The following is a 26,308-nucleotide window of genomic DNA, read 5'->3' on the forward strand; positions in this document are numbered from 1 at the left end:
CCTACGCGCCGTTTTTCAGTGACTCAAGCTCTTCCCAGCGCGCAAAAGCGGTTTCCAGCTCCTGCTCAGCCTGCGCCAGATTATCCAGCACTGGTTGCGTCTGATCGTGTGCCTGACTGAAGAAGTCCGGGTGACTCATCTTCGCCTGTAACTCACCGATGCGCGCTTCCAGCTGCTCCAGTTTTTGCGGCAGCTGTTCCAGCTCTCGCGCCAGATTGTAGCTGAGCTTATTCACGTTACGCTTCGCTTCACTCTTTTCGGCGGCTGGCTTCGTACTATTCGCTGTCGCTTTAGCCGGTGAAGCAGACCTGTGCTGCCGGTAGGCGGCGCGCTGCTGCTGCGCATCGTGATAACCGCCCACAAAGGTACCGATTTCGCCATTGCCTTCAAAAATCCAGCACTCGGTGACCGTATTATCGACGAACTGACGATCGTGGCTCACCAGTAAGACCGTACCCTGATAGCCATCAATCAGCTCTTCCAGCAGTTCCAGCGTTTCGACGTCGAGGTCGTTGGTTGGTTCATCCAGAATCATCAGGTTGCTGGGACGCAGGAACAGGCGCGCCAGCAGCAGACGGTTACGTTCCCCACCGGAAAGCGCACGCACCGGCGTCATCGCACGTTTTGGATGGAACAGGAAGTCCTGCAGATAGCCCAGCACGTGGCGCGGTTTGCCATTGACCAGCACTTCCTGCTTGCCTTCAGCCAGGTTGTCCATCACGGTGCGATCCGGATCCAGTTCAGCGCGATGCTGGTCAAAGTAAGCGACTTCCAGCTTGGTGCCGGAATGTACGCGGCCGTGATCGGCTTTCAGCTGCTGCAGCATCAGGCGCAGTAAGGTCGTTTTACCGCAACCGTTCGGCCCGATCAGCGCAATTTTATCGCCACGCTGAACCTGGGTTGAGAAATCCTTCACCAGCGTTTTGCCGCCCACCGCGTAGTCAACATTTTCCAGCTCGAACACAATCTTGCCGGAACGGGACGCTTCGCCCACCTGCATGTTGGCTTTGCCCATGACTTCACGACGTTCTGAGTGTTCGCGACGCAGCGCTTTCAGCGCGCGCACACGACCTTCGTTACGGGTACGACGGGCTTTGATGCCCTGACGGATCCACACCTCTTCCTGCGCCAGCTTGCGGTCGAATTCGGCGTTCTGCATCTCTTCAACGCGCAGCGCTTCTTCTTTGCCTTCCAGATAGAGATCGTAGTTGCCCGGCCAGGAGACCAGCTTGCCACGGTCAAGATCGACAATACGCGTCGCCATGTTGCGGATAAACGAACGGTCATGCGAAATAAAGACGATGCTGCCGCTGAAGTTTTTCAGGAAGGTTTCCAGCCAGTCGATCGTTTCGATATCGAGGTGGTTGGTTGGCTCATCCAGCATCAGCACACGCGGGTTGCTCACCAGCGCACGGCCCAGCGCCGCCTTACGCAGCCAGCCGCCAGAGAGCGACGACAGCTCGGTATCGGGCTGCAGACCAATCTGCTCCAGCACGTCATGGATGCGGCTCTCCAGCTGCCACAGGTTCTGATGGTCAAGAATGCTTTGCAGTCGCGCCATCTCATTGAGGTTTTTATCGCTGGGATCTTCCATCACCACATGGGAAATGGCGTGATAGGCTTTCAGATGCTCAGCCTGCTCTTCAACGCCCTCAGCCACGAAGTCGTAGACCGAACCGGTAATATTGCGCGGGGGATCCTGTTGCAGACGCGCCACCACCAGGTCAGTTTCATAAATGATGCGGCCATCATCCAGTGGCTGTTCGCCATTGATGATTTTCATCAGCGTGGATTTACCCGCTCCGTTACGGCCCACCAGACAGACGCGTTCGTTCTCTTCGATGTGCAGCTCGGTATTGTCTAACAGCGGCGCATCGCTGAAGGAGAGATAAGCGCCGTGGATACTGATTAATGACATGTAATCTTATTCCTTACCGGCATGAGTGATCAGCCAGCAGTTGTGAATCTGACGGTTACGCGCGAAGTCCTGCGACTGCGTTTTCTGGGTAATATCCTGCGCCTGCAGGCCCAGTGCTTTCAGACCATCCATGTCCATTTTGAAACCACGTTTGTTATTGGAGAACATGATGGTGCCGCCGCGACGCAGAAGGCGTTTCAGGTTACGCATCAACATCATATGATCGCGCTGAACGTCGAAGCTCTCTTCCATACGTTTTGAGTTGGAGAAGGTTGGCGGATCGATAAAGATCAGGTCAAAATTCTCATCACTCTCATTCAGCCAGCTCAGGCAGTCCGCCTGCATCAGGCGGTGCTGACGCCCGGTCAGTCCGTTAAGACGCAGGTTGCGCTCCGCCCACTCCAGATAGGTACGCGACATATCTACCGTGGTGGTTGAACGCGCCCCCCCCAGACCGGCATGCACACTGGCGGTGCCGGTATAGGCAAACAGGTTCAGGAAATCTTTGCCCTGACTCATCTGACCGAGCATTTTACGGGCAATGCGGTGATCGAGGAACAGGCCGGTGTCGAGATAGTCGGTCAGGTTCACCCAGAAACGCGCATTAAACTCTTTAACTTCGAAATAGTCGCCCTTCTCGCTGAGCTTCTGATACTGCGCTTTGCCTTTCTGGCGCTCACGCGTTTTCATAATCAGACGGTCAGCAGGCAGCTGCAGTACGCTCAGTGTCGCGCTGATAACATCGAACAGGCGCTGACGCGCTTTATTCGGATCGATGGTTTTCGGTGGCGCGTATTCCTGAATAATGACCCAGTCACCATAGCGATCGACAGCAACGTTGTAGTCTGGCAGATCGGCATCATAAATGCGGTAGCATTCAATGCCTTCCTGACGCGCCCACTTCTCCAGCTTCTTCACATTTTTACGCAGACGGTTTGCGTAATCTTCCGCAATCTGTCCCGCGCTTTCATGGCTGTTCACCGCCAGCTGATAGTTTTTCTGCACGCAATCCAGCGGACCGTTCTTCGCTTTAAACTGGCGATCGGCTCGCAGTTGCAGGCAGCTCAGCAGTTCAGGCGAGGCGCTGAACAGCGACAGGTTCCAGCCGCCAAAATGCTGCTTCATCAGACGACCGAGCTGGCTGTGCAGCGCAATCAGCGCCGGCTCGCTCTCCAGACGTTCACCGTACGGCGGGTTACTCAGCACTGTGCCGTGAACCGCCGGATCGAGCGGATTGGTCAGTTGCAGCATGTCCTGTTGCGCAAATGTAAAGAGTTCAAAGACGCCGGCACGACGGGCATTCGCCTGCGCCCACTCCAGCACCCGGCCATTGTTGTCATAGCCAAAGAAGCGCGCCTGGGTGGCGGCCGTGCCCGCGCGGGCACGGTTCTGCGCTTCGGTTTTCACGTCCTGCCACAGCGCAGCATCAAACTTGTTCCAGGCAGTGAAGCCCCAGTGCTTACGCAGCAGGCCCGGTGCGCGATCGCAGGCAATCAGCGCCGCTTCAATCAGCAGCGTACCTGAACCACACATCGGGTCGATCAGCGGCGTGGTCGGCTCCCAGCCAGAACGCAGCACAATTGCCGCCGCCAGGGTCTCTTTTAACGGAGCCTGACCGGTCTGCTGGCGATAGCCGCGCTGATGCAGTGAGGTGCCGCTGAGATCCAGCGCAATGCTGGCGCGATCGTCATTCAGCCAGACGTTAACACGGATATCCGCCTGCTCACGATCAACATTCGGCCGTTCAAGATTCTGACGGGTAAAGCTGTCCACGATGGCATCTTTTACTTTCAGCGCGCCGAACTGGCTGTTACGAATCGAATCGTTGGTGCCGCTGAAATGCACGACGAACGTTTTGTCGCTGCCGAACATCGACGGCCAGTCCACGCTCTGTACACCCAGATAGAGATCGAGATCGCTGTAGACGCCAAACTCTCCCAGCGGCAACAGGATGCGTGATGCTAAACGACTCCACATCAGGCTTTGGTACATGGCGCGATCGTCGGCTTCGTAGTGAACGCCTCCCTGCACCACTTGCAAATCCTGCGCGCCCAGCGCGTCCAGCTCACTTTTTAACAGCTCTTCGAGCCCACGCGCCGTGCTGGCAAACAGAGAATTCATATCGTCACTTTTTAACTCTTGAGAAAATTGTCGCGCATTATAGCGAATCGGAGACCTATGTCATAAAGTTAGCTTCTTTTGTGTCGCGCGTCGGGTTCAAGGAGAACACCATGATCACGCTTTCCCGCTTATTTATTCATCCTGTGAAGTCAATGCGGGGATTAGCGTTGTCACATGCGCTGGTCACTGACAGCGGACTGGCATTTGATCGGCTGTTTATGGTGACCGAACCCGATGGCACCTTTATTACTGCACGTCAGCACCCGGAGATGGTGCGCTTTACGCCCGCGATCCTGCCGGATGGCCTGCTGCTGGCCGCACCGGATGGCAGCCAGTCCCTGATCCGCTTCAGCGATTTTAGTGAGCAGGATCATCCCACCGAAGTCTGGGGCAACCACTTTACTGCGCGCATTGCCCCCCAGCCGATTAATCAGTGGCTGAGCCAGTTCTTCCCGCGCGACGTTCAGCTGCGCTGGGTCGGGCCGCAACCGACTCGCCGGGTCAAAAAGTTTGATCATATTCCGCTGAGCTTTGCCGATGGCTTTCCGTTTTTGCTGATCAACAACGCGTCGCTGCACGATCTGCAACAGCGCTGCCCGGCCAGCGTCCGTGCAGAACAGTTTCGCCCGAACCTGATCGTCAGCGGCGCGGGCGCCTGGGATGAGGATAGCTGGGCAGAGATTCAGATTGGCGACGTCATCTTTGAGGCTCCAAAGCCATGCAGCCGCTGTGTGCTAACCACGGTCAGCACCGAGACCGGACTCAAGCATCCCACCGGTCATCCGCTGGCGACGCTGCAGACGTTCCGCACAGCTCAGGATGGCAGTGGAGATATCGATTTCGGTCTGAACTTAGTGGCGCGTAACAGTGGCGTGGTGCGTGCGGGTGATGAAATGATCGTCCTGAAACGTCATGCGCCGCGCAGCTATGGTGCCGGCGAAGTGGTCGAAACGCTGAAACCACAGCAACAGGCACAGGATGCCGTGACCATCACATTTCAGGGCAAGACCTTTACCGGGGATAATCAGCAGATATTACTGGATCAGCTGGAGATGCAGGGCTTTCGCATTCCTTACTCCTGTCGGGCAGGTCTGTGCGGTAGCTGCAAGCTGAGTCTGGTAGCCGGTGAAGTAAAAGCGCTTAAACAGAGTGCCCTGCGTCAGGACGGCACCCTCTTAAGCTGCAGCTGTATTCCGGCAGGTGATATAGAAGTGAAGTAATCAGACCGCGCGGGCGTAGTGCGCGACATCCTGGTACCAGGGCTGCAGGCGGTCGTTCATCACCTTAATGGCATCGCCGAGCACCATATTTTTACCGGCCAGGGTTAAACCTGGCTGCGCCAGCAGGCAAAGCGCCGCATTATTACCACTCTCAACCACCAGCAGACGTGCCAGCGTCCCCTCTTCGGCCAGCGTAACCTGTACCATTTCACCGGGACGGGGCTGCATTGCCGGGGCATGCGAGGTGAAATGCCAGCTTTTCGGCATCAGGGGTTTGAGGAAGCGCGCGGCGACCAGCGCATTCAGCACCAGCTCAGCACGATGGCTGCCACTAAGTTTGCACTGACGACAGGTCTCTTCAAAGGTGTAATACAAAGCGGCATCATCGACACAGAAACCCGATTCAGTGAACGCGTCCGGCGTGAGCATTTTGCGGGAAAAGCGGGAACGGAAAAGCATCCCGTCAGCCAGGTCGAGCATCATTCGGTCGTGGCTGCTATCAAAATACCAGCGCCAGTTATCATCGGGTTTAATTTTCATCGTGTGCCCTGTATTTACCGCTACGCCAAAAATCGCGCAGAATTCAGCGAAAAAAGAAACATAAGGAAAAGCTGAAAAAGCATGCAACAGGACAAAATATAAACGAGCCGAGGGGATAAATAAACCCCCCGGCCAATGATTGTGAGAATTGTCTTAGAGATGCGTGACGATATCTTTAATTAATCCTGGCCCCTGATAAATAAAGCCTGAATAAATCTGAACCAGCGTTGCACCTGCGGCGATTTTTTCACGCGCAGCGGTCAGAGAATCGATGCCGCCAACGCCGATAATGGGAAGACGCCCCTGCAGCTCCTGAGAGAGGCGCTGAATCACCGCCGTACTGCGCGACTGCACTGGCCGTCCACTCAATCCACCCGCTTCTTCAGCATGCTTAAGACCGCTTACCAGCGATCGATCGAGCGTAGTATTACTGGCAATGACGCCATCAATCTGATGACGAATCAAACTGTCCGCAACCTGAATTAACTCCTCTTCAGAGAGATCGGGCGCAATTTTTACGGCCAGCGGAACATATTTCAGATGACGCTTTTCCAGCTCTTTTTGTTTCTGTTTGATAGAGGAGAGCAAATCATCCAGCGCTTCACCATATTGCAGTGAGCGCAAACCTGGCGTGTTGGGTGAGGAAATATTGATGGCGATATAACCGGCATGGGCATAGACCTTTTCCATGCAAATCAGATAATCTTCTTTGCCCTGCTCAACCGGCGTATCTTTATTTTTACCGATATTGATCCCGAGCACGCCGTTAAAACGCGCTTTTTTTACATTCTCAACCAGGTGGTCAACACCGAGATTATTAAACCCCATCCGGTTGATAATGCCGCCCGCTTCCACCAGGCGAAACATCCGCGGCTTGTCATTACCAGCCTGGGCGCGCGGCGTGACGGTACCGACTTCAACAAAACCGAAGCCCATCGCCGCAAACGCATCAATGCACTCTGCGTTCTTATCCAGACCCGCAGCCAGGCCCAGGGCATTCTTAAAGGTCAGTCCCATGCAGGTGACCGGACGCGACGGCAGATTCTGGCGATAAAACAGCTCCAGCGGCGTGCCGTTCATAAAACGCAGTTGCTGAAAGGTGAGTTCGTGCGCGCGTTCGGGGTCGAGTTTAAACAGCGCCGGTCGGACGATAGGATAAAACATGCACTCTCCTGAAGGACGGAAGCAATCGTGAAAGTCGGTGCACGGGAAAATGTGCGCCAGAATGGTAAAGTGCTCTGGCGCAAAAGTAAATCGAACGGCGGGGATGCAGAAAACTATATGAAAATGCTTTGATCTTAAACGGCGGAATCGTTTACGGGCTGGTTTTTCACCTCGGAAGGAAACAGATACTCCCGCAGGATGCCGTGACGCTGCATGATGCCAAAGATACCGAGACAGACAAACGCTTCAGCTCCCACCATCGACCATGCGGCACCGATTGCGCCAAACTTCCAGGCCAGGAAACAGCATAGCGGCACGTTTATCACGCCAGCAGCCATCATCACCCACATACGCTGGCGGGCCAGACCGTGCGGGATCAGAATCTGTAATCCAGCCGGATAGGCAATGTTACCGAACAGGAAACAGAGCACAAAGACGCGCAGCACATCCGCCGACGGAATAAAGTCTTTACCCAGTAAAATAGAGACCACCAGGTCAGCAAAGAACCAGGTAAAGATCACAATCGACAGACTCAGGGAAAACGACAGCAGCAGGCTTTTGCGCGTCGCCGCAATGGCGGCACGTTTATCCCGACCAAACAGGTGGCTGACGCGCGGGAAGAAAGCACTGCCGATCTGCTCGGGTACGGAGTTAGCCGCTTTACGCAGACGATCCGCCCCGTTGTAGATCCCGACCATATAGGTAGAGGTAAAGGAGGCCAGGATTACCACGTTGACGCTGTTAAACAGATTGGCACCCGCGATAGCAATAAACACATCCATGCTGTCGGTGATGCGCTGTTTGATCTCGCGCGGTTCAAAGCGGTAACGACCAATGACTTTCATCTCCAGCACAAACTTCAGCGTAATCGCTGCGCTGATGATGGAGACAGTGCCAGGGATCAGCGCCGCCAGCCAGGTATCCTGCGGGGACTTCACCAGCAAAAAGGTCAGCGGAATCGCACAGAAGTTACCGAAGGTGGCGATCATCGCCGTTTTACCCAGCTTCTCAAAACCCTGCATCAGCCAGCCGAATGAAAACAGCGAGCCTATCAGAGTGGTGCAGTTCGCCAGGATGATAAAGAACAGCGGATGCCAGGCAGGATTAAACCAGGTCGCCGTCAGTAACGTGCCACTGGTCACCACCAGCAGCATCAGCTTGGCGTTGAAAGTTGACCAGAAGAGCTGGCTGACGCGTTCCTTGTCATCACGGTGGTGAGCAATGTCTTTGGTGGTAAAGACGTTGAATCCCCAGTCAGAGATGGTGCTGCAATAGAGCACGCAGGCGATGGCCAGCGCCAGCGTACCCATCTGCTCTACACCCAGAACGCGGGCAAGATAGGGCAGCGTGGCCAGTGGAAACAGGAACGATGCGCCGCGGTAGGCCAGCAGCGAGAAAATATTAATAACCAGACTTTTATCGAGTACTTTTGCCATGACGCAACAACCTTATACACATTGCATGTCTCACCTTCTCATTTCGCTAAGGCATAAACAATATCGCTTCACATTTTTCAGAATCAGGCTGTTTTTCAGAATCAGGCGGCGTTTTTCAGCTCTTTTTTGACCTTGTAATGCTGAAGTGCAATAAACAGTTCAGGGCGATTGAACAATAGCCACTCTTTAAAGTTTTCTGTTTTCACATTGCGACCCATAAAGCGAATCGCGTTAAGCACATATTCCGGCACAGGCGTACGGTTATAGAGTGATAAATAGATCATCAAACGAAACGAGTGAACTAAATAGGCTTTTTCAAGCGTATCGCGCCACGCTGACTTAATCAGCGAACTGGTTAGCGTATTGTAGGCGTGCATAAAGGCATCATAACGCTGATAGAAAAACTCATTACTTTTGGTACTGTTCGTCAGGGAGCCGTTGCGAATACGCTGTTTATAATAAACCTGATGACTCACCCAGGCCTGCTGACTTTTCATAAAGCAGGAGAGCGTGAAATTGTGGTCTTCATGAACGCGTTTAACAAAACGTAATTTATGCTGTTCAATAACGCGTTTGCTGATGACATAGCTCCAGGCCGCCGAGGTATAGCTGCCGTTACGCAGCAGGCCCAATAAGACCTCCTGCGGTTTTTGCTGACCAAAGAGTTCGTGTCTGACTTTTGGCGAGGTGATATCAATCTGGCCGTCGCGATAGACGCACGATTTAAAACAGAACAGGTCCGTTTCAGGATGCTTTTCCGCTACCATGCCCAGTTCAGCGACCAGCCCATCCGCCACGACGTCGTCCGGATCGCAGAAAAAAAGAAACTGGCCCTGCGCCTGATCAATACCGACATCCCGTGCATGACCTGCCCCACCATTTTCAGTGGTAATTATTTTCACCTGGGAAAGATGAGAATAATTCTGTTCAAGTAAGGCTAATGTTCCATCGGTTGAGCCATCATTCACAATGATTATTTCATTGGGCGATTTAACCTGACGTAATAGTGAATCGACGCACTCCACAATATATTTTTCAACATTGTAAGTTGGAATAACCACTGATAATAGCGTGTCAGACATAGGCAATTCTCTGCTGTTAGAAAAAAGAATACGATTCACCTGCCAGATGCAGGGATTGATCAGAGGCGAAACGTCAAAAAGAGTAAGGCGCTAATATTATGGTAGCTTTCATTTAGCCTGATTATCTTAAACCGGTCAGGCGAAAAAAGACCAGTCGTAAAAATTATCTTAACGCTTCACCGGATTATCACTGTTAAAAAAAGTGCATCTATAGCCCGCTGTAATGTTAAAACCGTTGAGGAACGATTTAAATTACCCCCATCTGGCAGGCGTAACCAGAATCAGGAATATGTAAGCGAACATCTGAAACCGTGAATAACTTCAGCATTCCTTCATTTTTATTACAGTTTACGCTCTGCAATTAATCCTAATATCATGCCGGAACACCACTGAAACAGGCCGATGTCAGGCTGGTTTCCCTTCCGGTTACGGGCTGCCGCTGCGCTTCAACACGGTTTCAGCCACAAGCAGAATGGTTAAGCAATCAGAAGAAAGATAATTTTTTCCGCCACGCGTCCTGTTTTAACCCTCTTGCATCACTGCTCTTAATGAATGGTTTTGCTGCTCGCCTTTATTTTAAGAATTATCGGAAGCGATGTGTTCATTATCTGCCACCGATACGTCTATTTGCAGTTTTTACCCTTGCTTTGCCGGATAAATCATTTAAGCCCACTCCCCTGCTCTGACAGTATGAAGGCATAAGTTCTCAACTTTTGATAATCAATAACTTTTAGTTATAAGGAGTGATGATGCGAGTTATTACGCTGGCAGGCAGCCCACGATTTCCCTCCCGCTCAACCTCATTACTGACGCTGTGTCAGCACAAGCTGGAGGCACGTGGCATTGAAGTCATTCCCTGGAATATTCACAACTTTCAGCCTGACGATCTGATTAATGCGCGCTTTGATGCGCCCGCGCTGCTGGCCCTGCGTGACGATCTGGCCTCGGCTGATGGCCTGATTGTGGCGACACCGATTTATAAAGCGTCCTTTTCGGGTGCGCTGAAGACTCTGCTCGACCTGCTGCCTGAGCGCGCACTGGAGCACAAAGTTGTGTTGCCACTCGCCAGCGGCGGCAGTGTCGGGCATATGCTGGCGCTGGACTATGCGCTGAAGCCGGTTCTCAACGCCTTAAAAGCACAGGAAATTCTGCATGGGGTCTACGCCGAAGACAGCCAGGTCACGCATTACGATCGTCAGCCTGTACTGGAAGATTCACTGGCAGAGCGTCTTGATGAAGCCGTCTCCGCATTCTGGCTGGCGCTGACCCGTCATCACCATCCCGTTGCGCAGGCAGTATAAGGAAGCGATCGATGAAGCAGAGATTAGGAAAGTGGCTGGTGGCAGGACTGTTACTGGCTGGCCTTCAGGTACAGGCCGCTGAATCGGATCCGGCTGAGATTCGCATCGGCTATCAGAAAGGTTCAGTCAGCATGGTGCTGGCGAAGTCACATCAGTTGCTGGAGAAGCGTTTTCCCCATACTCACATTAAGTGGATCGAGTTCCCGGCTGGCCCGCAAATGCTGGAAGCGCTGAACATCAACAGCATTGACCTCGGCAGTACCGGTGATCTTCCGCCGCTGTTTGCCCAGGCCGCAGGCGCCGATCTGCTCTATGTCGGTTCGGAGCCGCCAAAACCGAAATCAGAAGTGATTCTGGTGCCGAAAAACAGTGCCCTGAAACAGGTTGCCGATCTGAAAGGCAAAAAAGTCGCTTTCCAGAAAGGTTCCAGCTCACACAATTTACTGCTGCGCGCCTTACAGCAGGCGGGCCTTACATTTAAAGACATCACACCCGTCTATCTGACGCCAGCCGATGCGCGTGCCGCCTTCCAGCAGGGTGACGTGGATGCCTGGGCAATCTGGGATCCCTACTACTCTTCGGTACTGCTGCAGGGTAATTCGCGCCTGCTGATTGATGGCAGCTCACTGAACCTGACCGGGTCCTTCTATCTGGCGACGCGCAGCTATGCCGAAGCCCACGGCGCGTTTATCCAGCAGGTGCTCGACACCTTCAGCAGTGCCGACGCGCTGACTATCAGCCAGCCTCAGCAGAGCACCACGCTTCTGGCGCAGGCAATGGGCCTGCCTGAACCGGTTATTGCCCGCTATCTCAGCCATCGTCCACCCACCCGGATTTCGCCGGTCAGTGCTGAAACCGCAGCCGCACAGCAGCGTACTGCTGACCTGTTTTATGCCAATCATCTGTTGCCAGTCAAAGTGACGATCCAGGATCGCATTTGGCAACCGCATACCGTAACGCAGTAAGGAGCAATAATGAGCGTATCCATTTTCTGGTTCCTGCCGACGCATGGCGACGGCCACTATCTTGGTACCGCCGAAGGCGCGCGCCCGGTTGATCACGCCTATTTACAACAGGTGGCGCAGGCCGCTGACCGTCTCGGCTTTGGCGGGGTCCTGATCCCAACCGGCCGCTCCTGTGAAGATGCCTGGCTGGTTGCCGCCTCGCTGATCCCGGTGACGCAGCGCCTGCGTTTCCTGGTGGCGCTGCGTCCTGGCGTGATTTCACCGACTCAGGCGGCGCGTCAGGCTGCTACCCTGGATCGCCTCTCCAACGGCCGCGCGCTGTTCAATCTGGTGACCGGCGGCGATCCGGAAGAGCTGGCGGGCGATGGCGTGTTCCTGGATCACCGTGAGCGTTACGCAGAATCTGCCGAGTTCACCCGCGTCTGGCGTCGGGTATTGGAAGGTGAAACCGTCGACTACGAAGGCAAGCATGTGAAGGTTCGCGGCGCACGCCTGATGTTTAAGCCGGTGCAGCAGCCTCGCCCACCGCTCTGGTTTGGTGGCTCTTCTGAACCGGCTCAGGAACTGGCGGCCGAACAGGTCGATGTTTACCTCACCTGGGGCGAACCCCCTGCTCAGGTTCGGGAAAAGATTGAACAGGTGCGCGCGAAAGCGGCCGCGCAGGGACGTACGGTGCGGTTTGGTATCCGTCTGCATGTGATTGTGCGCGAAACCAATGAAGAAGCCTGGCAGGCCGCCGACCGGCTGATTGCCAATGTGGATGACGCCACTATCGCGAAAGCACAGGCCGCGTTCCAGCGGGCCGATTCTGTGGGTCAGCGCCGGATGGCCGCGCTGCACGGTGGTCGCCGCGACAAACTCGAAATCAGCCCGAATCTGTGGGCAGGTGTGGGTCTGGTACGCAGTGGAGCCGGAACCGCGCTGGTCGGCGATGGCCCGACCGTGGCCGCACGCATCAAAGAGTATGAAGCGCTGGGCATCGAGACCTTTATTCTGTCGGGTTATCCGCATCTGGAAGAGGCTTATCGTGTTGGCGAACTGCTGTTCCCGCATCTTGATCTGCAGGTGCCATTGGTGCCTCAGCCGCGCGTGGTTCAGGCGCATGGTGAAGCGGTAGCCAACGATTTTACCCCTGAGAAAAAAGTCGCCCGGGGCTGAGGAGAGCATGATGGCCAGAACCCGAAAACGCCTTGCTGATACGCTGGTGCCGTGGCTATTGCCGACGCTGCTTGTTGTGGTGTGGCAGATTGCTTCGCAAACCGGCTGGTTATCGAACCGTATTCTGCCCGCGCCGGAGAAAATTGTGACCACCTTCTGGCAGCTGACTGCCAGTGGTGAACTCTGGCAGCATCTGGCGATAAGCAGCTGGCGGGCGCTGATAGGTTTTAGCATTGGCGGTTCTATCGGCCTGATACTTGGGCTGATCACCGGCACCTCAAAAACCGGTGAACGCCTGCTGGATACGTCGGTGCAGATGCTGCGCAATGTGCCACATCTGGCGCTGATCCCGCTGGTAATCCTCTGGTTCGGAATCGACGAGTCCGCCAAAATCTTTCTGGTGGCGCTGGGCACGCTGTTCCCGATCTATCTGAATACCTATCACGGCATCCGCAATATCGATCGCGGGCTGGTTGAGATGGCGCGCAGCTATGGCCTCTCCGGCTGGAGTCTGTTCATCCAGGTGATCCTGCCCGGCGCACTGCCAAATATTATGGTCGGCGTGCGTTTTGCGCTCGGTCTGATGTGGCTGACGCTGATTGTTGCTGAAACCATCTCCGCCAATGCGGGCATCGGCTATCTGGCAATGAACGCACGTGAATTCCTGCAGACCGATGTGGTGGTGGTCGCCATCATTCTCTATGCCCTGCTCGGCAAACTGGCGGATGTCGCCGCGTTGTTACTGGAACGCGTCTGGCTGCGCTGGCACCCCGCTTACCAACTGAAGGAGGAGAACGCATGAGCCAGACTCTCTCACCAGCCCGCCTTAACACCGGCACGCCGGTTGGCGTTAATGGCGTCAGCAAACAGTATGGCAGTCGTACCATTCTCAATAAGATCGACCTGCATATTCCTTCGGGTCAGTTTGTGGCGGTAGTGGGTCGCAGCGGCTGCGGCAAAAGCACTCTGTTGCGCCTGCTGGCCGGACTGGAACAAAGCTCCAGCGGTGAACTGCTGGCAGGCAATGCGCCGCTGCAGTCGGCGCGCGACGATACCCGCCTGATGTTTCAGGATGCGCGACTGCTGCCGTGGAAAAAAGTCATTGATAACGTCGGGCTGGGCCTGCGCGGTCGTGAATGGCGCAGTGCGGCGATGGATGCCCTGACGGCGGTGGGACTCGCCGATCGCGCCAATGAGTGGCCAGCTGCACTTTCTGGCGGGCAGAAACAGCGTGTGGCGCTGGCCAGAGCGCTGATTCATCGGCCCGGCTTACTGCTGCTGGATGAACCACTGGGGGCGCTGGATGCCCTGACCCGCATTGAAATGCAGGGATTGATTGAGTCTCTGTGGCAGCAGCATCACTTTACCGTTCTGCTGGTCACGCATGATGTCAGTGAAGCGGTCGTGATGGCGGATCGCGTGTTGTTGATCGAAGAGGGTGAGATCGGTCTGGATCTGCTGGTGGATCTGCCACGACCACGGCGTCGGGGATCGGCGCGGCTGGCCGAGCTGGAAGCGGAGGTGCTGGATCGGGTAATGCAGCGTACGGAACGACCGCAGCCGGTACGTTACGCGCAGCAGCGCTGAAAAAGGGAGCGTCTCAGACGCTCCCTTTTTTAGTATCAGGCGTTCAGTGCCCGGGTAATTTTTTCGTAGAGGTCGCCAGAGAGTTTATCCAGCTCCAGCAGCTGCTCCAGCGCCTGACGCATCATCGCCTGACGGCCTTCGTCATATCGTTTCAGACGAATCAGAGGCTCCACCATTCGTGCCGCAACCTGCGGATTGCGCGTGTTCAGATCAATGAGCATCTCCACCAGGAACTTGTAGCCGCTGCCATCTTTAGCATGGAACGCGGCCGGGTTAGCCGAGGCAAAGGCCCCCACCAGCGAGCGAACGCGGTTTGGATTGCTCATAGTGAAGGAGCGATGATTCAGCAGCTGACGCACGTTGCGCATCACGTTGGCAGCCGGACTGGTTGCCTGCAGCACAAACCATTTGTCCATCACCAGACCATCCTGATGCCAGCGCTCATCGTAAGCCGCCAGCAGCGCGTCGCGGCACGGTAACTGAGCCGCCACAGCAGCGGAAAGCGCCGCCAGCGCATCGGTCATGTTGGTTGCCTGGTGATACTGCGTCTGCACCAGTTTGTCCGCCAGCTGTGCATCACTGAATGCAAGATAGGTCAGGCAGACATTTTTCAGGCTGCGCTGACCAATCGCGTCATGCTCCACACGGTATTCAGGCTGCTGATTGGCGTTGTAGATCGCAAAGAACTCATCGGCCAGTTCGCGTGCCAGTGTGCGTTGCAGGGCGTCACGCACCAGCGCAATCGCCTGCGGATCGATAGTGTCAAACAGCTCGGCAATCTCATTTTCTGACGGCAGCGTCAGGATCAGCGCGGTCAGGGCCGGGTCACAGTCAGTATCAAGCAGCACTGCGCGGAAAGCATCGGCAACATGCAGCGGCAGCGACAGATGCTGACCCTGCTGATAGCGGGCAACGTTCAGGCGAATATAAGTCGCCAGCAGGCTCTGAGCCGCATCCCAGCGGGAGAAGTCGTTGCGTGCATGACGCATCAGGAAGGTGAGCTGAGCATCACTCCATTTATAATCGAGCTTCACCGGGGCGGAGAATTCACGCAGCAGCGACGGCACCGGCTGGAAGTAGACATTATCGAAAATAAAGGTCTGGAACTCTTCGGTGACATTCAGCACATGATGCACCGGATGGCCGTTATTCTGCAGCGGGATCACCTTGCCTTCACCGTCATACAGCTCAATATCCAGCGGGATATGCAGCGGCAGCTTCTCTTTCTGGTCGGCAGTCGCTGGGGTGTGCTGCGTGACATGCAGCGTGTACTGCTCAAGTTCCGGATTGTAATCGTCGCGCACCGTCAGTACCGGCGTACCGGACTGGCTGTACCAGCGGCGGAACTGCGACAAATCGACATTTGAGGCATCTTCCATCGCCTGAACAAAGTCATCACAGGTGGCGGCGCTGCCGTCGTGACGGTCAAAATAGAGCTTCATGCCCTTCTGGAAATTCTCTTCACCCAGCAGGGTGTGCATCATGCGGATGACTTCTGACCCTTTTTCATACACCGTCAGGGTGTAGAAATTGTTCATCTCGATAACCTGATCCGGACGGATCGGGTGCGCCATCGGGCTGGCATCTTCGGCGAACTGCGCGCCGCGCACGATACGGACGTTATCGATGCGGTTCACCGCACGTGAACCCAGATCGGAGCTGAACTCCTGATCGCGGAACACCGTCAGTCCCTCTTTCAGGCTGAGCTGGAACCAGTCGCGGCAGGTCACGCGGTTACCGGTCCAGTTGTGGAAATATTCGTGACCGATAACCGCCTCAATGCCGAGGTAATCTTTGTCGGTCGCCGTTTCCGCTTTCGCCAGCACATATTTGGCGTTGAAGACGTTAAGACCTTTGTTCTCCATCGCCCCCATGTTGAAGAAATCCACGGCTACGATCATAAAGATGTCGAGGTCATACTCCAGGCCGAAACGCTCTTCATCCCACTTCATGCTGTTTTTCAGCGAGGTCATCGCCCAGTCGGCGCGATCGAGGTTACCGCGGTCAACGAAGATCTCCAGCGCCACATCACGTCCTGAACGGGTGGTGAAGCTGTCGCGCAGCACGTCAAAATCGCCCGCCACCAGCGCAAACAGGTAGCAGGGTTTCGGGAACGGATCTTCCCACTTCACCCAGCTGCGGCCCTGCTCATCCCGGCCGCTGTCAATGCGGTTTCCGTTGGAGAGCAGATACGGGTAGCGTTCACCGTCGGCATAAATGGTGGTGGTAAAGCGCGCCAGTACATCCGGGCGATCAAGATACCAGGTAATATGACGGAAGCCTTCAGCCTCACATTGGGTGCAGAGCGCCTCGCCCGATTTGTACAGCCCTTCCAGCGCGGTGTTCTGATCCGGATGAATCACATTGATGATTTTCAGGGTGAAGCTGTCCGGCAGCTGGCTGATGACCAGTGCGCCCTCTTCTTCACGGAAGGCCGTCCAGGGTTGCCCGTCGACTTCCAGCGCAATCAGCGTTAAAGCTTCGCCGTCGAGTCGCAGCTCAGCCTGGCTGTCGCCTACGCGTTTAACCTGGCTGATGGCCGTTACACGGGTTGTCGACGCATCCAGTTCAAAAGTTAAATCGATATCGGTGATGGTGTAATCGGGCGCACGGTAGTCGTGGCGATACTTGATTTGGGGCTGTTGCGTCATATTGCGTCTCGCGTTGTTATAAGTTTACCGGCAAAGTCTAAGCTTGTTACTACAAGCTTGCCACGCACAATGCACCTGAAGGGTGAAATGGCTACACTTTGTTAACAATGGCACAGATTGGCCTCGACCCGCCCGACTGAAATATGCTGTGATTGGCTTCAGATAGTGAATTATACTTTTGCGTCTTTATGACTGTGTACAACACCGGGCACTGCGCCACCGAACAGGATGCTGAAACGCGCCATGACAGGACATGCTTCCCCGATACTGACCTCCCTGCTGGATACGGACGCCTATAAGCTCCATATGCAGCAGGCCGTTTTCCACCGCTATCATGACGTAACGGTGGCGGCGGAGTTTCGCTGCCGCGGCGACGAACTGCTGGGTCTCTACGCTGACGAAATTCGTGAAGCGATTACTGACATGCAATACCTGGCGCTGACTGATGATGAAGCGACCTGGTTATCCCGCCTTCCCTTTTTCCAGCAGGACTACCTCAGCTGGTTGCGCCAGTTCCGCTATAACCCGGAGCAGGTTGAGGTGCGCAATCATCATGGCAAACTGGAGCTTCGTATCCAGGGGCCCTGGCGGGAGGTGATCCTGTGGGAGGTGCCGCTACTGGCGCTGATCAGTGAGATTGTGCATCGTCATCGCACGCCGCAGGTCACCACCCAGCAGGCGATTGACCACCTGCATCAGAAACTGGGCGACTTCAAGACGCAGGTGGCTGACCTCGATATGTCGCGCTTCCGCCTGATGGATTTCGGCACCCGCCGCCGCTATTCGCAGGATGTGCAGCAGTCGATTGTCTCCACGCTGAAACAGGATTTCCCGTGGCTGATTGGTACCAGTAACTATGATCTGGCGCGCCGTCTGTCACTGACGCCGGTCGGCACGCAGGCGCATGAGTGGTTCCAGGCCTTCCAGCAGATTAGCCCGGTTCTCGCTAACAGTCAGCGTGCTGCGCTGCAGGCGTGGCTGGACGAGTATGACGATCAACTGGGTATCGCACTGACCGACTGCATCGCCATGGATGCGTTTCTGCGCGATTTCGGTCCGGTGTTTGCCCGCCGCTATCAGGGACTGCGTCACGACTCCGGCGATCCGGTTGAATGGGGCGAGAAAGCGCTGGCTCATTATCAGAAACTGGGTATCGATCCGCAAAGTAAACACCTGGTCTTTTCTGACAACTTAAATCTCGACAAAGCACTGGCGCTCTATCGCCACTTTGGCCAGCGCACGAATGTGGTGTTCGGCATCGGTACGCGTCTCACCTGTGATATTCCGGGCGTGACGCCTCTGAACATCGTTATCAAGCTGGTGCAGTGCAACGGCAAGCCGGTAGCGAAACTTTCAGACAGCCCGGGCAAAACCATCTGCCAGGATAAAGCCTTTGTCAGAGCCCTGCGTAAAGCCTTTGATCTGCCGCTGGTGAAAAAAGCGAGTTAAACCTCTTCTTATCGGGGCGTTGATGCGCCCCGCCTCTGCTGTAATAAATCCGCTTTCCCCCTGAATTTTGCTTGTTTCCTGAAGACTCACAAGTAACATAGCAAAACCCCGGATGGGGCAACTTTTAACTCACTTCTTCTATATAGAGAGATATTTATGAGCGTAGTGCCTGTAGCGGACGTACTGCACGGTCGCGTCGCGGTTGACAGTGAAGTCACCGTACGTGGTTGGGTGCGTACCCGAAGAGATTCCAAAGCCGGTCTTTCCTTCATCGCTGTCTATGACGGCTCCTGCTTTAATCCCGTTCAGGCTGTCGTCAATAATTCTCTGAATAATTATCAGGATGAAGTGCTGCGTCTGACCACCGGCTGTTCCGTTATCGTTACCGGTAAAGTGGTGGCATCGCCAGGTCAGGGCCAGGCGTTTGAAATTCAGGCGACCAGCCTGGAAGTCGTCGGCTGGGTGGAAGATCCGGACAGCTACCCGATGGCCGCAAAACGCCACAGCATCGAGTATCTGCGCGAAGTCGCTCACCTGCGTCCGCGTACTAACCTGATTGGCGCGGTCGCCCGCGTTCGCCATACTCTGGCGCAGGCGCTGCATCGCTTCTTTCATGAAAATGGCTATTTCTGGGTTTCTACTCCGCTGATCACCGCCTCGGATACCGAAGGTGCTGGCGAGATGTTCCGTGTCTCAACGCTGGATATGGAAAACCTGCCGCGTAACGATCAGGGCAAAGTCGACTTCAGCGAAGATTTCTTTGGTAAAGAGGCCTTCCTGACCGTTTCCGGTCAGCTGAACGGCGAAACCTACGCCAGCGCCCTGTCGAAGATCTACACCTTCGGCCCGACGTTCCGCGCAGAGAACTCCAATACCAGCCGCCATCTGGCTGAATTCTGGATGCTGGAGCCGGAAATTGCGTTTGCGTCACTGGATGATGCGGCTGCACTGGCAGAAGCGATGCTGAAGTATGTGTTCAACGCGGTGCTGGAAGAGCGCGCCGATGACATGGCGTTCTTCGCTGAGCGCGTGGATAAAGACGCGGTTGAGCGCCTGCAGCGTTTCATCACCACCGATTTTGCCCAGGTTGACTATACCGATGCGGTTGAGATCCTGATGAACTGCGGTCAGACCTTCGAGAACCCGGTTTCCTGGGGTATCGATCTCTCTTCTGAACACGAACGCTACCTGGCAGAGCAGCACTTCAAAGCGCCAGTCGTGGTGAAAAACTATCCGAAAGACATCAAAGCGTTCTATATGCGCCTGAACGAGGATGGCAAAACCGTGGCGGCGATGGACGTTCTGGCGCCAGGCATTGGTGAAATCATTGGCGGTTCACAGCGTGAAGAGCGTCTCGATGTGCTGGATGCACGTCTGGAAGAGATGGGTCTGAACAAAGAAGATTACTGGTGGTATCGCGACCTGCGTCGCTACGGTACCGTGCCACATTCTGGCTTCGGACTGGGCTTTGAACGTTTAATCGCCTATGTGACTGGCGTGCAGAATGTTAGGGACGTCATCCCCTTCCCACGCACGCCACGCAATGCAAGTTTCTAAAATTCAGCATTAAATATAAGAAATTCATATATATAAAGAGGTCGGCACTGCCGGCCTTTTTTTATTTTTGTAAATTTTGAGTTCTCTCACAAAGTTCCGTATTTTTTACATTTTGTAATACATATTTTCTTTTAGAAACCAGATTACGAGTTTAGTAGCATTTAAGCGCTAGAATTACGGCGGGTTGGATGGAAAGATGCGTGCAGACACAGGAAGACACCAAACTTCACTCAGGGTTCTGTAAAGATTTCCTGACGGCAGTGGCAGGTGTACAAATAACTCCAATGAGGGTAATGAATAATGATGAAGCGCAATATTCTTGCAGTGGTTATCCCTGCTCTGTTAGCCGCCGGTGCAGCAAACGCTGCAGAAATCTATAACAAAGACGGCAACAAACTGGACCTGTACGGTAAAGCTGTTGGCCTGCATTACTTCTCTGATGATTCAGAGAACGACGGTGATCAGTCTTACGTTCGCTTCGGCTTCAAAGGCGAGACCCAGATCAATGACCAACTGACCGGGTATGGCCAGTGGGAATATAACATTCAGGCCAATAACTCTGAAGGTTCTGACGCACAAGACGGTAACAAAACCCGTCTGGGCTTCGCCGGTCTGAAATTCGGCGATGCCGGCTCAATCGACTACGGCCGTAACTACGGTGTGGTTTACGATGCAATCGGCTGGACCGATATGCTGCCAGAGTTCGGTGGCGACTCAGGATATTCTGATAACTTCATGAACGGTCGTAGCACCGGCCTGCTGACCTACCGCAACACCAACTTCTTCGGCCTGGTTGATGGCTGGGACTTCGCTGCTCAGTACCAGGGCAAAAACGACCGTGCAGACATTCGTCGTGCTAACGGTGATGGCTACGGTGTTTCAACCACTTATGTTTCTCCGATCGGTGTAGGCTTCGCAGCAGCTTATAGCAGCAGCGACCGTACTAATGCGCAGTCTGCAGGTACTGTCCGTAACACAGATACTGATACCAACGTAGGTACTGGTGTTGGCGAAGGTAAACGTGCAGAAAACTGGGCAACTGCTCTGAAATATGATGCCAACAATGTTTATTTAGCTGCGATGTATGGTGAGACCCGTAACTCTACACCTATCAACTCAGGTGACTTTACAGCGTTCGCAAACAAAGCTCAGAACATTGAACTGGTTGCACAGTATCAATTCGACTTCGGTCTGCGCCCATCTATTGCTTATGTACAGTCTAAAGGCAAAGATATCGAAGGCGTGGGCGATGCTGACCTGGTTAAATACATCGACGTTGGCGCGACTTATTACTTCAACAAAAACATGTCTACCTATGTTGATTACAAAATCAACCAGCTGGATGATAACAACCCACTGGGCATCAACTCAGATGACGTGGTTGGCGTAGGCCTGGTTTACCAGTTCTAATCCTGCTTTAAGCATGTTGAAAAACGGGGCTACGGCCCCGTTTTTTTATGCCTTTTATTTTCCTCATCCGCGTTTCTCTCCCCCTTCTGCTCAGCGTTAACCTCAGCTTCTCCTGATAGCGAAATCAACACCGCAAAATAGTCGATTTTGTCTCGCAAATGGTTGGCATTTGCCTGGCCGGACGCTAACCTGATAGTCCTCTTGCTAAAGTTCACGCTAATGGACCTGACACATGTTTGAATCGATCTCTGCTGCACCCGCCGATCCTATTCTCGGGCTGGCCGATCTGTTTCGTGCTGATGACCGCCCTGAAAAAATCAATCTGGGCATCGGCGTCTACAAAGACGAAACCGGCAAGACCCCGGTACTGACCAGTGTTAAAAAAGCTGAGCAATACCTGCTGGAAAACGAAACCACGAAAAACTATCTCAGCATTGATGGTCTGGCGGATTTCGCTCGTTGCACACAAACGCTGCTGTTCGGCAATCAAAGCCCGCTGATCACCGCAGGCCGCGCACGTACAGCTCAGACACCGGGTGGCACAGGTGCGTTACGTGTAGCAGCAGATTTCCTCGCCACGCAGACCTCGGTGAAACGGGTCTGGATCAGCAATCCAAGCTGGCCGAATCACAACAACGTGTTCAATGCTGCCGGTCTTGAAGTTTGTGAATATCATTACTATGACGCAGCAAACCATACGCTCGATTTCGAGGGTATGCTGGCGTCGCTGCAGCAGGTTCAGCCAGGCGACGTGGTGCTGTTCCATGGCTGCTGCCATAACCCGACCGGTATCGACCCAACGGCTGAGCAGTGGCAGCAGCTGGCGCAGCTGTCAAAGACTAATGGCTGGTTACCGTTGTTCGATTTCGCCTACCAGGGCTTTGCCCGTGGTCTGGATGAAGATGCAGAAGGTCTGCGTATTTTTGCCGCCTCGCATCAGGAACTGATCGTCGCCAGTTCTTACTCCAAGAACTTCGGTCTGTATAACGAACGTGTCGGAGCCATCACCCTGGTGGCGGCGGAAGCCAGCGTGGCCGATACGGCGTTCAGCCAGGTGAAGTACACCATTCGTGCCAACTACTCCAATCCACCGGCGCATGGTGCTGCCATTGTCGCTACCATTCTCGGTAACGACACGCTGCGTACCATCTGGGAGCAGGAGCTGTCGGATATGCGTCAGCGCATTCAGCGCATGCGTCAGCTGTTTGTGAACACCCTGGCTGAAAAAGGCGCGCAGCGTGACTTCAGCTTTATCATCAGGCAGAACGGTATGTTCTCGTTCAGTGGCTTGACTAAAGACCAGGTGATTCGCCTGCGTGAAGAGTTCGGTGTCTATGCCGTTAACTCAGGCCGCGTGAATGTGGCGGGCATGACGCCAGACAACATGTCGGCGCTGTGCGAAGCGATTGTCGCCGTGCTGTAACGCAGATGACCAAACAAAAATGGGCCTGACGGCCCATTTTTTATTGCAGTAAAAATTACGGATTGTTTACTGCAGGAAAGGATTACTGATGCGTTCATGCCCCAATGTTGAAATCGGGCCGTGACCGGGAAGAAAAGTCACATCATCGCCAAGCGGCAGTAATTTTGTGCGGATAGCATCAATGAGCTGCTGATGATCGCCCTGCGGGAAGTCAGTACGCCCAACACCACCATTAAAAATCACGTCGCCTGAAATCAGCAATCGTCCCGGACGGTCAAAGAACACGACATGGCCGGGTGAATGTCCCGGACAGTGCAGAACGTCCAGCGTGGTCAGCCCGACCTGCACGCTCTCCCCCTCTTCCAGCCAGCGATCGGGAGTAAACGGTGCGCACTCGTCAAGTCCGAACATCCGGCTCTGAGTCGGCAGCGCTTCCAGCCAGAAGGCATCGCGCTTTTGCGGTCCGACAATCGGAATCTGATAAAACGCCGCCAGTTCAACAGCGGCCCCGACATGATCTAGGTGTCCATGTGTCAGCAGAATCTGAGCAGGTTTAAGTTTTAGCTGTTCCAGCGTTTGTTTGATCAGTTCGGCATCGCCGCCTGGGTCGACCAGTGCGGCTTCGCGAGTCGTGTCGCACCAGATAACTGAGCAGTTCTGGGCAAAAGCGGTAACAGGAATAATGTGGTAATTCATAACGCTCCATGACCGGCTCACGCAGCGTTGCCGGTGTCATTACCAGTGCCTGATCGGACCGGTATCAATATGTACAAAGTTACTGCGGGGATAATATCCTACACCACCCGCACGCAGAGATAACGCCGCTTTGCGTACATTCGCCAGCGAAACCCCTTCAATATGAAAATCCATCGCCTGACCTTTGGTGTGATAGCTGTGCTTTGCTACTCCCGGACCACTCTCACGTAACATATTGTTGGTTGCCAGTGAACGATAGCCGGAAACCAGCTGGATCGGTTTACGCATGCCCAGCAGCGCCTGCAGGCGAAAAATCTGGTCAAACAGATGTGGATCGATGCTTTTCACTTTGTTGGCGCGATAGTCACGGAAAAAATGATTTAATCGTGACAGCTCATCCTTGTCGTAACTCTTACCATTAAAAAACTCAGTTTTAAGGGTTTCACCGGTGTGAAGATTATTAAGCATCAATACACGCGGGCGAGACGTTGAAAGCGAGGCCCTTGCAGAAGCTGGCAATAATGCCAGTCCGGCGGCGGCACTACCGCACAGCAGTAGTTTGCGACGAAAAGAATCAATAGTAGACATGTAACGGTTTACCTGAGAGTGAAGCCATAGAAATGTGCAAAAAGCGCACAGGCCGAACCATAACTTTCTCCCGGAGAAGCGTCAACCCATCTGCCATGAGTTTGCGAGGCGATCCCTTATGGGATCGCCATTTGATAAGATTTTTCTTTAATAAGGATTTGCGGGGAACGATTTAAAATCAATTACTAGAGCAGTAATTGCCCGGCCCGACTCAGGGCCTGACTGCCCGAACGGGCGGTGTCATCATAATTGTAAATATCTGTGCGGAACTGCGGTTTGCCATCATCAGCGACCCACGCCGTCAGGTAATAGAGATTGACCGGAATGCGGTGGCGAATCGGCACATAGCGGGTGTCACCCTCTTTCAGCGTGCTGGAAATTCGGGAGTCATTCCAGCCCGCATCCTGCAGCAATAACCCTGCCAGTTCAGACGCTTTGTTCACCCGCACACAGCCTGAACTGAGCGCACGGATATCACGCTGGAACAGGTTATGGTTTGGCGTGTCATGCAGGTAGATTGCATCTGAACTCGGCATATTAAATTTATACCGGCCCAGCGCATTCGCCACGCCCGGAGCCTGAATCATCCGATAGGGAAACGACGCCGCAGAGACCATGCGCCAGTCAATCATGCTGGGATCAATCACTTCAGCATCTGCACTCCAGCCCGACAGCAGGGTATACCCATGCTTGTCAAGATAGGTTGGATCCTGCTTCACCTTCGGAATGATGTCTTTACGCACCAGCGTTGTCGGCACATTCCACGGTGGGTTGAGCACGACGTTATTCAGCGCACTGCGCATGAGTGGCGTTTTACGATCGGGACGACCAACGATGACACGCGATGAGAGAATCTTGTTACCGTTGTTGTAATAGATCAGCGAGTAGTTGGCGATGTTTACCATGATGCCGTTGTGCATATCATCCGGCAGCAGACGCAGGCGCTGAATGTTCAGCGCCAGCAGCGAAGCGCGCATCTGCGGAGAGACATTTAGCCACTGCCGCGTTCTGGTACCGATAGCCCCATCGCCATCCAGTCCCTGCCACTGCTGGAAACGCTTCACTCCTGCAACCAGCGTCTCGTCATAGACATTGGCGGTATTCCCTTCCAGCGTCTGACTCTGCACATTGCCCGGTGATTGCAGCGGCGGCGCGGCCAGTTCGCCCACTGGCGCAGCGGAAGGACTCACCGCGACCGGCTGATCGCTGTGGCTCACCGGTACCGGCGCGACAGGCACGGCATCGTCATCTGGTGCGGGCGCGTTAACCTGTGCCGTTAACATGCCGCTGCGCTGCAGAATTTCACGCAGGGCAGGAACATCATCACTGACCTGGCCGGGACGCAGGGTTTCACTGCTTTTTAGTTGCGGCCAGGGCTGCTTATCGCTGAGCAACGCTTTCAGCGCGGCGTGCATAGGCTGATACTGTGGATGCTGCGGCTGTAATGAGGCAATAAACGTGTCAGCCGAACCCGCATTTACTGCGTTTTGCCACTGATTCACCACCGCGACCGACGGCTGGGTCAGCCTGTAGGGAACGTTGCTGTAGAGCCAGGTTTCACCCTGCGTCGGCACATTTGAAACAAACTGCAGATAGCCCAGCATCGCATCAGAGAGCGCGACATCACGGGCAAAGCCGGTAATAGCCGGATTCGTCAGACGCTCAATCCAGCGCGTGAACTGCGGCTGAACGCCTGAAAGTGCCACCTCAGCCAGCTGCTGCTGAAATTTCTGCACCGCCTGAGCATCCTGCCAGAGCGGCTGCATATGGCGGGAAGCATAGAGCGTTGCCAGCGGCCCCAGATAGAATGGCTGGTCGACACTGGTAAAAGCCTGACGGATGCGGTGCTGACTTTCGGAAACCGTGATAGCCGCCTGCGTTGTCCCTGGCATCGCGGCGATGACAGCGGCCTGTGGTAGCGTAAATGGAACAGCGGTTAGCGCCAGCGCTAACAATGATAAAACGCGATGATGATTTAATTTTTTTACCAGCAACATCCCTGCCCCCTTAATTTTCAACTTCGCAATGTTCCCTGTATCCAC

20 protein-coding genes are annotated in these 26,308 nt (G+C 54.4%); 10 read left to right on the plus strand and 10 right to left on the minus strand.

All coding sequences use genetic code 11. The features are described from left to right. Window position 1: 1 nt before the first annotated feature. Both IV493_RS11430 and rlmKL read right to left on the minus strand, forming a co-directional pair. Window positions 2-1,918: an ABC transporter ATP-binding protein gene (locus IV493_RS11430; RefSeq protein WP_095707428.1), complete on the minus strand. Its 1,917-nt coding sequence runs from the start codon at window positions 1,916-1,918 to the stop codon at window positions 2-4. 6 nt (window positions 1,919-1,924) lie between these two features. Next, the gene (gene rlmKL, locus IV493_RS11435; protein WP_195857160.1) at window positions 1,925-4,039 is read right to left on the minus strand and encodes a bifunctional 23S rRNA (guanine(2069)-N(7))-methyltransferase RlmK/23S rRNA (guanine(2445)-N(2))-methyltransferase RlmL; all 2,115 of its coding nucleotides are present in this window, start codon (window positions 4,037-4,039) and stop codon (window positions 1,925-1,927) included. A 110-nt stretch (window positions 4,040-4,149) separates the two neighbouring features. On the opposite strand from rlmKL, the gene IV493_RS11440 reads away from it, so the two are divergent. Beyond that, entirely contained in the window at window positions 4,150-5,259 is a 1,110-nt protein-coding gene (locus IV493_RS11440; protein ID WP_013357346.1) for a YcbX family protein, read from the plus strand. Here the strand turns inward: IV493_RS11440 and IV493_RS11445 are convergent, their stop codons facing one another. The 4 genes from IV493_RS11445 to IV493_RS11460 all read right to left on the minus strand — a co-directional run bounded on the left by IV493_RS11445 (window position 5,260) and on the right by IV493_RS11460 (window position 9,481). Continuing rightward, window positions 5,260-5,799, minus strand: a complete 540-nt coding sequence (locus IV493_RS11445) for a cell division protein ZapC (RefSeq protein WP_013357345.1) — start codon at window positions 5,797-5,799, stop codon at window positions 5,260-5,262. 153 nt (window positions 5,800-5,952) lie between these two features. After that, window positions 5,953-6,963, minus strand: coding sequence for a quinone-dependent dihydroorotate dehydrogenase (pyrD, locus tag IV493_RS11450; protein WP_013357344.1), 1,011 nt, complete (start codon window positions 6,961-6,963; stop codon window positions 5,953-5,955). 134 nt (window positions 6,964-7,097) lie between these two features. After that, complete coding sequence (locus tag IV493_RS11455; RefSeq protein ID WP_013357342.1) at window positions 7,098-8,399, minus strand: flippase; 1,302 nt, start codon at window positions 8,397-8,399, stop codon at window positions 7,098-7,100. A 101-nt stretch (window positions 8,400-8,500) separates the two neighbouring features. Then, complete coding sequence (locus IV493_RS11460) at window positions 8,501-9,481, minus strand: glycosyltransferase family 2 protein (RefSeq protein WP_013357341.1); 981 nt, start codon at window positions 9,479-9,481, stop codon at window positions 8,501-8,503. A 749-nt stretch (window positions 9,482-10,230) separates the two neighbouring features. Between IV493_RS11460 and ssuE the strand changes: the two genes are divergently transcribed. Genes ssuE through ssuB form a run of 5 tightly spaced genes read left to right on the plus strand, consistent with a single transcriptional unit; the run spans window position 10,231 to window position 14,492 of the window. Beyond that, complete coding sequence (gene ssuE, locus IV493_RS11465; protein ID WP_013357340.1) at window positions 10,231-10,782, plus strand: NADPH-dependent FMN reductase; 552 nt, start codon at window positions 10,231-10,233, stop codon at window positions 10,780-10,782. An 11-nt stretch (window positions 10,783-10,793) separates the two neighbouring features. Continuing rightward, window positions 10,794-11,747 carry a sulfonate ABC transporter substrate-binding protein gene (locus tag IV493_RS11470; protein ID WP_230299968.1) on the plus strand — a complete coding sequence of 318 codons (954 nt, stop codon included), beginning with the start codon at window positions 10,794-10,796 and terminating at the stop codon, window positions 11,745-11,747. Between the two features lie 9 nt (window positions 11,748-11,756). Beyond that, window positions 11,757-12,905, plus strand: a complete 1,149-nt coding sequence (ssuD, locus tag IV493_RS11475) for an FMNH2-dependent alkanesulfonate monooxygenase (protein WP_013357338.1) — start codon at window positions 11,757-11,759, stop codon at window positions 12,903-12,905. Between the two features lie 10 nt (window positions 12,906-12,915). Continuing rightward, window positions 12,916-13,707 carry an aliphatic sulfonate ABC transporter permease SsuC gene (ssuC, locus tag IV493_RS11480; protein WP_013357337.1) on the plus strand — a complete coding sequence of 264 codons (792 nt, stop codon included), beginning with the start codon at window positions 12,916-12,918 and terminating at the stop codon, window positions 13,705-13,707. Continuing rightward, window positions 13,704-14,492, plus strand: a complete 789-nt coding sequence (gene ssuB / locus IV493_RS11485) for an aliphatic sulfonates ABC transporter ATP-binding protein (RefSeq protein ID WP_013357336.1) — start codon at window positions 13,704-13,706, stop codon at window positions 14,490-14,492. The genes ssuC and ssuB overlap by 4 nt, the downstream gene beginning before the upstream one ends. A 35-nt stretch (window positions 14,493-14,527) precedes the next feature. Here the strand turns inward: ssuB and pepN are convergent, their stop codons facing one another. Beyond that, window positions 14,528-17,143 (minus strand): aminopeptidase N, encoded by a 2,616-nt coding sequence (gene pepN / locus IV493_RS11490; protein ID WP_013357335.1) that lies wholly within the window; start codon window positions 17,141-17,143, stop codon window positions 14,528-14,530. Between the two features lie 243 nt (window positions 17,144-17,386). On the opposite strand from pepN, the gene pncB reads away from it, so the two are divergent. From pncB to IV493_RS11510, 4 genes are all read left to right on the plus strand, one after another. Further along, entirely contained in the window at window positions 17,387-18,592 is a 1,206-nt protein-coding gene (gene pncB / locus IV493_RS11495; RefSeq protein ID WP_041456738.1) for a nicotinate phosphoribosyltransferase, read from the plus strand. A 156-nt stretch (window positions 18,593-18,748) separates the two neighbouring features. Next, window positions 18,749-20,149 carry an asparagine--tRNA ligase gene (gene asnS, locus IV493_RS11500; RefSeq protein WP_013357333.1) on the plus strand — a complete coding sequence of 467 codons (1,401 nt, stop codon included), beginning with the start codon at window positions 18,749-18,751 and terminating at the stop codon, window positions 20,147-20,149. Between the two features lie 300 nt (window positions 20,150-20,449). Next, window positions 20,450-21,559, plus strand: coding sequence for a porin OmpF (gene ompF / locus IV493_RS11505; RefSeq protein ID WP_013357332.1), 1,110 nt, complete (start codon window positions 20,450-20,452; stop codon window positions 21,557-21,559). A gap of 232 nt (window positions 21,560-21,791) precedes the next feature. Beyond that, the gene (locus tag IV493_RS11510) at window positions 21,792-22,982 is read left to right on the plus strand and encodes an amino acid aminotransferase (RefSeq protein ID WP_013357331.1); all 1,191 of its coding nucleotides are present in this window, start codon (window positions 21,792-21,794) and stop codon (window positions 22,980-22,982) included. A gap of 66 nt (window positions 22,983-23,048) precedes the next feature. On the opposite strand, the gene IV493_RS11515 is transcribed toward IV493_RS11510, so the two are convergent. The 3 genes from IV493_RS11515 to ldtD all read right to left on the minus strand — a co-directional run bounded on the left by IV493_RS11515 (window position 23,049) and on the right by ldtD (window position 26,263). Continuing rightward, window positions 23,049-23,678 (minus strand): MBL fold metallo-hydrolase, encoded by a 630-nt coding sequence (locus IV493_RS11515; protein WP_013357330.1) that lies wholly within the window; start codon window positions 23,676-23,678, stop codon window positions 23,049-23,051. A 39-nt stretch (window positions 23,679-23,717) separates the two neighbouring features. Then, window positions 23,718-24,266 carry a YcbK family protein gene (locus tag IV493_RS11520; RefSeq protein ID WP_010254972.1) on the minus strand — a complete coding sequence of 183 codons (549 nt, stop codon included), beginning with the start codon at window positions 24,264-24,266 and terminating at the stop codon, window positions 23,718-23,720. Between the two features lie 185 nt (window positions 24,267-24,451). Continuing rightward, a complete protein-coding gene (ldtD, locus tag IV493_RS11525) occupies window positions 24,452-26,263 on the minus strand; it encodes a L,D-transpeptidase (protein WP_195857161.1) in 1,812 nt (603 codons plus the stop codon). Window positions 26,264-26,308: the final 45 nt, after the last annotated feature.

Source organism: Pantoea sp. SM3640, from assembly GCF_015654165.1.
In the GTDB taxonomy this organism is placed as follows: domain Bacteria; phylum Pseudomonadota; class Gammaproteobacteria; order Enterobacterales; family Enterobacteriaceae; genus Pantoea; species Pantoea vagans.

Excerpts from the sequence above, each read along its gene's own strand:
- IV493_RS11430 (WP_095707428.1), bottom strand. The coding sequence starts at position 1,918 with ATGTCATTAATCAGTATCCACGGCGCTTATCTCTCCTTCAGCGATGCG.
- rlmKL (WP_195857160.1), bottom strand. The coding sequence starts at position 4,039 with ATGAATTCTCTGTTTGCCAGCACGGCGCGTGGGCTCGAAGAGCTGTTA.
- IV493_RS11440 (WP_013357346.1), top strand. The coding sequence starts at position 4,150 with ATGATCACGCTTTCCCGCTTATTTATTCATCCTGTGAAGTCAATGCGG.
- IV493_RS11445 (WP_013357345.1), bottom strand. The coding sequence starts at position 5,799 with ATGAAAATTAAACCCGATGATAACTGGCGCTGGTATTTTGATAGCAGC.
- pyrD (WP_013357344.1), bottom strand. The coding sequence starts at position 6,963 with ATGTTTTATCCTATCGTCCGACCGGCGCTGTTTAAACTCGACCCCGAA.
- IV493_RS11455 (WP_013357342.1), bottom strand. The coding sequence starts at position 8,399 with ATGGCAAAAGTACTCGATAAAAGTCTGGTTATTAATATTTTCTCGCTG.
- IV493_RS11460 (WP_013357341.1), bottom strand. The coding sequence starts at position 9,481 with ATGTCTGACACGCTATTATCAGTGGTTATTCCAACTTACAATGTTGAA.
- ssuE (WP_013357340.1), top strand. The coding sequence starts at position 10,231 with ATGCGAGTTATTACGCTGGCAGGCAGCCCACGATTTCCCTCCCGCTCA.
- IV493_RS11470 (WP_230299968.1), top strand. The coding sequence starts at position 10,794 with ATGAAGCAGAGATTAGGAAAGTGGCTGGTGGCAGGACTGTTACTGGCT.
- ssuD (WP_013357338.1), top strand. The coding sequence starts at position 11,757 with ATGAGCGTATCCATTTTCTGGTTCCTGCCGACGCATGGCGACGGCCAC.
- ssuC (WP_013357337.1), top strand. The coding sequence starts at position 12,916 with ATGGCCAGAACCCGAAAACGCCTTGCTGATACGCTGGTGCCGTGGCTA.
- ssuB (WP_013357336.1), top strand. The coding sequence starts at position 13,704 with ATGAGCCAGACTCTCTCACCAGCCCGCCTTAACACCGGCACGCCGGTT.
- pepN (WP_013357335.1), bottom strand. The coding sequence starts at position 17,143 with ATGACGCAACAGCCCCAAATCAAGTATCGCCACGACTACCGTGCGCCC.
- pncB (WP_041456738.1), top strand. The coding sequence starts at position 17,387 with ATGACAGGACATGCTTCCCCGATACTGACCTCCCTGCTGGATACGGAC.
- asnS (WP_013357333.1), top strand. The coding sequence starts at position 18,749 with ATGAGCGTAGTGCCTGTAGCGGACGTACTGCACGGTCGCGTCGCGGTT.
- ompF (WP_013357332.1), top strand. The coding sequence starts at position 20,450 with ATGATGAAGCGCAATATTCTTGCAGTGGTTATCCCTGCTCTGTTAGCC.
- IV493_RS11510 (WP_013357331.1), top strand. The coding sequence starts at position 21,792 with ATGTTTGAATCGATCTCTGCTGCACCCGCCGATCCTATTCTCGGGCTG.
- IV493_RS11515 (WP_013357330.1), bottom strand. The coding sequence starts at position 23,678 with ATGAATTACCACATTATTCCTGTTACCGCTTTTGCCCAGAACTGCTCA.
- IV493_RS11520 (WP_010254972.1), bottom strand. The coding sequence starts at position 24,266 with ATGTCTACTATTGATTCTTTTCGTCGCAAACTACTGCTGTGCGGTAGT.
- ldtD (WP_195857161.1), bottom strand. The coding sequence starts at position 26,263 with ATGTTGCTGGTAAAAAAATTAAATCATCATCGCGTTTTATCATTGTTA.